The sequence below is a fragment of the Aeromonas sp. 600282 genome (genome assembly GCF_049175755.1).
GTDB classification, from domain to species: domain Bacteria; phylum Pseudomonadota; class Gammaproteobacteria; order Enterobacterales; family Aeromonadaceae; genus Aeromonas; species Aeromonas veronii_A.
Genome location: NZ_JAAKVR010000025.1, coordinates 50,887 through 57,696 on the forward strand (window position 1 = coordinate 50,887; position 6,810 = coordinate 57,696).

The following is a 6,810-nucleotide window of genomic DNA, read 5'->3' on the forward strand; positions in this document are numbered from 1 at the left end:
AGAAGATAATGCCGATAGCCTTGAGGGCAAAGGAAAAGCGATATTCAAAGGAGATTTTACGATGCAGTTGAACCTGCTGGAGAAGCGGATGAGCAACATTCGGCTGGTGCCGAAAGTGGTGTTGCTGATGGTGGTGAGTACCATTTTGCTACTGACCAAACTCTGGTTTGATACCAACAATCTGGAGACCACCCTGCTCAGCGAGGGGCTTGATCCGGACAAAGCCAACGCCATTGCCGACCGCCTGCTCTGGAGCGGCCTGATGGAGACCACCATCATGGGTCTGCTGTTCGTGATCCTGCTGATGACCGGTTCCCGCCTGATGGTCAAGCAGGTGCACTATCTGGTGGATCTGCTGGAGCGCTTCGCCAAGCGGGATCTCAGTCACAAGGTGTTGCTCAAATCTCGGGATGAATTCGGTGACATCGCCAAGGCGGTCTCCCACTCGCAGGAGAACCTCAAAGCAGTGTTTAACAACCAGCGCGCCGCCTGCAAGGAGCTCAACGACATCGCCTCTCAGGTCACCCTCTGCATGGAGGAGACCAACGAAGCGATCAACGAAGAGTTCACCCAGATCGAACAGCTGGCGAGCGCCATGAGCCAGATGGTCGGCGCCATTCGCGAAGTGGCTGCCCATGCGGATCAGGCCTCTCACGCCACCGCCGAAACCAGCCAGCTGGCGGAAGAGGGAAGCCGCTGCGTCGCCGATACCGTCAGCACCATCGACACCCTCTCCGGCAACATCCAGCGCTCCGCCACCGTGGTCAACGAGGTGGAGCAGGGGGTCGAGCGCATTGGCTCTGTGGTCGACACCATTCGCGGCATCTCGGAGCAGACCAACCTGCTGGCACTGAACGCCGCCATCGAAGCGGCTCGCGCCGGTGAAGCGGGTCGTGGCTTTGCCGTGGTGGCCTCCGAAGTGCGCGAGCTGGCCAACCGGGCTCAGGCCGCCACCGTCGAGATCCAGAAGATGATCGAACAGCTGCAGGGCAATGCCCATCAGGCTGGCGAACTGATGGCCCAAAGCGTACAGCAGGCCGACAAGGGGGTGGAACAGGTGACCCAGGCCGGTACCCAGCTCGCCACCATAGTGCAGCGGGTACAGGGTGTCGCCGACATGAACCGCCACATCGCCGCCGCCTCCGAGCAGCAGAGCTCGGTCGCCGAAGAGATGCGCGGCAATCTGGAACAGGTCAAGCAGATTGCCGAAGGCTCCGTCGTGGTGCTGCGCGAGCTGCAAGAGGCCTCCGAGCTGGTCGAACAGCACAGCAAGGAGCTCGACAGCCAGATCCACTCCTTCAAGCTCGCCTGACTGCTCGCCCTGGTCGGGCATGACCGCGTTGTGCCCTGCCGCCGCTCCCGGCCATAAAAAAATCCGAAACCAGTGGTTTCGGATTTTTTCTATCGGACAAAGGGCAGGCTCGGCTATCGCCTTGCCCACTCTTGCACAACTTACTCGGCAGCCATACGGGCTTCGATGTAAGCCAGTGCGCGGTCGATACGCGCCAGTACGCGCTCCTTGCCCACCAATGCCATTACGGCGTCGATGGCAGGGGATTGACCCAGACCGGTGACGGCCACACGCAGCGGCATACCAACCTTGCCCATGCCCTGGCCCAGCTCGGCGGCAGTGGCTTCAATCAGCTCGTGCAGCGCTTCGGTAGTCCAGCTATCCAGTGCAGCCAGCTTGGTTTTGGCCAGAGCCAGCGGCTCGGCAGCCACGCCGCGCAGGTGCTTCTTGGCAGCGGCTTCGTCGATGGCCTCGCACTCTTCGAACAGGTAGCGGCTCTGGGCGGCCATCTCGACCAGGGTGTTGCAGCGCTCGGCCAGCAGGGTGACCACGTCGGCCAGCGCCGGGCCATTGCTGGTGTCGATCTTCTGGTTTTCCATGTGCCATGCCAGATGCTTGGCAACATAGGCCGGATCCAGGCTGCGCATGTAGTGGTTGTTCAGCCACAACAGCTTGTCGGTGTTGAAGGCGGAGGCAGACTTGGAGATGGCATCCAGGCTGAACAGCTTGATCATCTCTTCCAGGCTGAAGATCTCCTGATCGCCGTGGGACCAGCCCAGACGCACCAGATAGTTCAGCAGCGCTTCCGGCAGGTAGCCGTCGTCGCGGTACTGCATCACGGAGACTGCACCGTGGCGCTTGGAGAGCTTGGCACCGTCGTCACCCAGGATCATGGATACGTGGGCAAACTCAGGTACCGGCGCGTTCAGCGCCTTGTAGATGTTGATCTGGCGCGGGGTATTGTTGATGTGGTCTTCACCACGCACCACGTGGGTGATCTCCATATCCCAGTCATCGACCACTACGCAGAAGTTGTAGGTCGGCGCGCCGTCGGTACGGCGGATAATCAGATCGTCCAGCTCGGTGTTGGCGAACTCGATGCGGCCACGGACGTGGTCATCGAACACCACGGAACCTTCGGTCGGGTTGCGGAAGCGAATCACGTGCGGCGCATCGGCCGGGTGATCGTGGGCGTGGTCGCGGCACTTGCCGTCGTAACGTGGCTTCTCGCCGTTGGCCATCTGGCCTTCGCGCAGCGCTTCCAGACGCTCTTTGGAGCAGTAGCACTTGTAGGCACGGCCATCGGCCAGCATCTCGTCGATCAGAGCGTTGTAGCGATCGAAGCGCTTGGTCTGGTAGTAGGGGCCCTCATCCCAGTTCAGCTCCAGCCATTCCATGCCCTCAATGATGGCGTCGATTGCCTCCTGAGTGGAACGTTCCAGATCGGTATCCTCAATACGCAGCACGAACTCACCGCCCTGGTTCTTTGCAAACAACCAGGAATAGAGTGCGGTACGGGCACCGCCGACATGCAAAAAGCCGGTCGGGCTGGGAGCAAAACGGGTTTTGACTTTCATCTTTAAGCCTTGTGTAGAGGGCCTTGGGCCAATTCGTTAAAAAAACCGTCGCATTTTAGCACCGACAATCACGGATGGGAAAACCATGACGCCATTGCGGGCTAAAGTAGGGGGTTAAATCTGTCGCCATTTGCATCTGTAGCCCGATATTTGAAGAGGATCGCAAAACAGAAGCCCCGTTTCCGATTTGCTATGCACAATGCTGGAGAGCTGCCTCCTCCGGTCGATACCCAAATAACGCTCACCACACTTCTCACGAACAAGGAAGAGACGATGCAGTTCCGTTCTATCCAGAATCGCATTCTAGTGATGGCCGGGATCGCCATGACCGCAGCCCTGGTCATCCTGATCCTGCTCAACCAATACTCCGGCCAACAGACCCAACAACTGACCATCAGCTCCAGCCGTGAAGCGCTGCAGCAGGAGGCATGGCAGAAGGTCAGCGCCAATGCCCGCGCCGAGGCGGCCACCATCACCCAGCTGCTGCAAAAAGGGCTCTCCTACACCCAGCAGATGGCCAGCGCCCTCGCCCTGCAACAACAGGGCAAACTACCGCTGGATCGCCAGCAGGCCACCGACCTGCTCAAGGCACAATTGGCGTTGGAGCCCCAGCTCTATGGCGCCTTTGCCGGCTTCGAGCCCAACGGTTTCGACGGTCAGGATGCCAGCTTTGCCGGTCAGACCGCGCTCGGTAGCGACAGCAAGGGGCGCTTTGTCCCCTATTTCTATCGCGACAAGGATCAAATCGGCACCGATCTGCTGCTCTCCATCGAAAAAACCGACCCGGACGAATTCGGCAATCCCGCCAACGACTACTACGCCTGCCCGAAACGGGAAGGACGGTCTTGTCTGATCGATCCCTTCAAGGTGGATATCAACGGTCAGCAGGTGCTGGTGAGCACTATCACCACCCCCATCATGGTGGATGGTCAGTTCAAGGGGATCGCCGCGCTGGATCTGGCGGTGGACTCCATCAGCCGTCAGGCACAGTCCCTCAACAGCAACATCTATGACGGCAAGGGGGAAACCCTGATCGTCAGCGCCGCCGGTGTCATCACAGGCACCAGCGGTGATGCCAGCCTGCTCGGCAGCAGCGCAAGTAAGGTGCTGGGCAACCAGTGGCAGCAGTACCTGAAACCGGAAGTTCAGCGTCAGGAGCTGGACGAGTCATTCCGTATTTCCGTCCCCATCATGGTGCCGGGAATGAGCCGCAACTGGGCCATCATCGTCACCCTGCCCTACAAGGTGGTACTGGCGGGGGCCGATCAGCTGGAGAGCCAGCTCAATGAGATGAACCGGGCCGCGGTGACCCAGCAGCTGGTCGGTGCCTTTATCGTACTGGTACTGGCGCTGGCCACCATGCTGGTGATTGCACGCAGCATCACAGGCCCCATCCGTCAGATGGTCAGCCTGGTGGATGACATCGCCGATGGTGAAGGGGATCTCACCAAACGCCTCACGACCCGCTCGGTGGATGAGCTGGGGGATCTCGCCAAGGGGATCAACCGCTTTATCGACAAGCTGCAAGGGTTGCTCGGGGATGTGCTCAAGACTGCCAGCGAGGTGAACCGCTACGCCGGTGACACCGATCGCATTGCCGGTCAGACCGACAACAATCTGCAGCATCATCAGGCCGAGATGGAGCAGATGCTGACCGCGGTACAGGAGATGTCCTACGTCAGTCAGGAGGTCGCCACCCACGCCAACAATACCGCCGACTCGGCCAAACAGGCGCAAAGCGCTGCCGATCAGGGCAAGGAGCGCTTCCAGCAGGTGATCCAGTCGATGCACAAGGTCGCGGCAGAAGCCGGTAAAGGGGCCGAAGTGGTGGAAGGGCTGGCTCACGACAGCGCCCAGATCACCAGCATCCTCACCGTCATTCAGGGGATTGCCGACCAGACCAACCTGCTGGCCCTCAACGCCGCCATCGAGGCTGCCCGGGCTGGCGAACAGGGCCGCGGCTTTGCGGTGGTGGCCGACGAGGTGCGCAAACTGGCGGGTAATACCCAGCAGGCGGTGCAGAACACCCAGGAGTTGATCGAGAAGATCCGCCTCAGCTCTACCAATGCAGTCAACGCCATCACCCAGAGCCAGCAGCTGACCCATCAGGCGGTGGGCGAGGCGGATCTGGCGGAAGAGGCGCTCGGCAGCATCTACCAGGCCATCTCCACCATCAACGACATGACCTATCAGATCGCCTCCGCCGCCGAAGAGCAGAGCTCGGTCTCAGAAACCGTCTCCGGCAACCTGTCAAAAACCAACGCACTGGCCAACGACATTGCTCAGGATGCGACCGAAACGGCCAAAGCCAGTCAGGCATTGCGTCAGGCGGCCGACAAATTGCAGCAATTATTGGGTCAATTTCGTCTCAGCTGATAATTTTCCGCCTCAGGACTCTCCCCCTCGGGGGCGAGTCCGTTTACCATAGGCGACGAATTTGCCTGATGGCAGGCAATGTAGTGAGAGGTAAATGCCGTGCCCACCCCGGACCGTCGCCCACGAGGCCATAACAGACGAGCCCAGCAGCGTCGCCAAGACGAATCACAAGGATCCCTGCTCCATCGCATCAATGCCGCGACCCTGTCCCTGCGCCAACGTTTTGGCCAAGGGATGAGCAACCTCGGCCAACGCCGCCAGGATGCCAAAGCAGGCAAATTCAAGCTGTCCAGCCCGCTGCCCCGCAAAAACACCATAGGTCTGCTGATCCTGATCCCGCTCTGGTTGCTGGTACTGGCCTGGGAGCCGGCACCATCCGTTCCCAAAGCAGCCCCTTCCGGCTCGCTGGAAGTGCCGCTGGCCGTACCTGCTCAAGCTCTAACTGTCGGTAATGGCGCGGCAGGCAGTGCCCCCGCGGCAGCCAAGCCGGTCGAAGAGAAGGTCAACGGTACCTGGCTGCAACACGATGTGCAGGCGGGTGAGACCCTCTACTCCATCTGGCGTAAATTCGAGTTGCCGGGTGCCGAGCTGAGCCGCCTGATCGCCATCGAGGGACCGGATCGCCCCCTGACCCGCCTGCAATCGGGCCGCTCTATCTTCATCCTGGTGGACGACACCCGCCGCATCCAGCGGGTGGAGATCCGCTCCTACGGTCAGGCGGTTTATCGCTACGACCGGCAGGGCGAAGGGTTCGCCCTCAAGGAATAATAAAAACGGGAGGCGCTGGCCTCCCGTTTTTTTCAGTCAAATATCTTCAAATAAGCTACTGACTTCACAATATTTTTAGCTTGTTCAAAAAACGAAAGGGGTCAAATTGACAAGGATCGGCGCTAACGTACAATCGTTTGTGCTTTAGACAGGGATTGTTCTACGTGCTACTGGGACAAAGAGACGTGGTCAGTCATGAGCCAACCCCTGCTTGCAAGGCAAATGCAGCCCAGCACGGGCTTAGTTTCATTTTGTTATTGATAGGATTTAGCACATGTCTGACATTCGCACCGGCCAGGTAAAATGGTTCAACGAAACCAAGGGTTTTGGCTTTATTGAACAATCCCAGGGTCCGGACGTATTCGTTCACTTCTCCTCCATCCAGAGCACCGGTTTCAAAACCCTGGCTGAAGGTCAAAAAGTCCAGTTCACTGTGACCCAGGGCAAAAAAGGCCCTCAGGCTGAAAACGTTACTCTGGTCTAAGCCCGCGCCAGTGAATCATGCAGGAGGAGCCAAGGCCCCTCCTCTTTTTTGCCCGCAATTCTCGCCTTCCACCACCAGTCACAACCGCTTGCCTCGTACAATCCGCACCATGAGCCCACATCCCCTTCCTGTTGGCAGGAGGTGGTAGAGACGCGCCTAGTAAACGCCAGATACGACAAAGCATCGCAGCGCGATGTGATGGGTAATTCAAAGGGATTATGAAAGCTTCGAAGAGAGATTGGAGCGGGAAACGAGACTCGAACTCGCGACCCCGACCTTGGCAAGGTCGTGCTCTACCAACTGAGCTATTCCCG

The 6,810-nt window shown here is 59.2% G+C and carries 5 protein-coding genes; 4 read left to right on the forward strand and 1 reads right to left on the reverse strand.

Annotated features, from left to right (window positions below; genetic code table 11):
• The first annotated feature begins 61 nt into the window (after positions 1–61).
• On the forward strand, positions 62–1,312 hold the full coding sequence (locus G5137_RS19390) for a methyl-accepting chemotaxis protein (RefSeq protein ID WP_421203753.1): 1,251 nt from the start codon (positions 62–64) through the stop codon (positions 1,310–1,312).
• 140 nt (positions 1,313–1,452) lie between these two features.
• Here the strand turns inward: G5137_RS19390 and gltX are convergent, their stop codons facing one another.
• Positions 1,453–2,868 (reverse strand): glutamate--tRNA ligase, encoded by a 1,416-nt coding sequence (gltX, locus tag G5137_RS19395; protein WP_421205964.1) that lies wholly within the window; start codon positions 2,866–2,868, stop codon positions 1,453–1,455.
• Positions 2,869–3,141: 273 nt separating this feature from the next.
• On the opposite strand from gltX, the gene G5137_RS19400 reads away from it, so the two are divergent.
• The 3 genes from G5137_RS19400 (at position 3,142) to G5137_RS19410 (ending at position 6,496) form a co-directional block, all read left to right on the forward strand.
• Complete coding sequence (locus tag G5137_RS19400; protein ID WP_421255832.1) at positions 3,142–5,244, forward strand: methyl-accepting chemotaxis protein; 2,103 nt, start codon at positions 3,142–3,144, stop codon at positions 5,242–5,244.
• 99 nt (positions 5,245–5,343) lie between these two features.
• Complete coding sequence (locus G5137_RS19405; protein ID WP_005349384.1) at positions 5,344–6,012, forward strand: LysM-like peptidoglycan-binding domain-containing protein; 669 nt, start codon at positions 5,344–5,346, stop codon at positions 6,010–6,012.
• A 274-nt stretch (positions 6,013–6,286) separates the two neighbouring features.
• Positions 6,287–6,496, forward strand: a complete 210-nt coding sequence (locus G5137_RS19410) for a cold-shock protein (protein WP_005338972.1) — start codon at positions 6,287–6,289, stop codon at positions 6,494–6,496.
• Positions 6,497–6,810 lie beyond the last annotated feature (314 nt).

Coding starts and splice junctions, on each gene's coding strand:
- G5137_RS19390 (WP_421203753.1), top strand. CDS start 62: ATGCAGTTGAACCTGCTGGAGAAGCGGATGAGCAACATTCGGCTGGTG.
- gltX (WP_421205964.1), bottom strand. CDS start 2,868: ATGAAAGTCAAAACCCGTTTTGCTCCCAGCCCGACCGGCTTTTTGCAT.
- G5137_RS19400 (WP_421255832.1), top strand. CDS start 3,142: ATGCAGTTCCGTTCTATCCAGAATCGCATTCTAGTGATGGCCGGGATC.
- G5137_RS19410 (WP_005338972.1), top strand. CDS start 6,287: ATGTCTGACATTCGCACCGGCCAGGTAAAATGGTTCAACGAAACCAAG.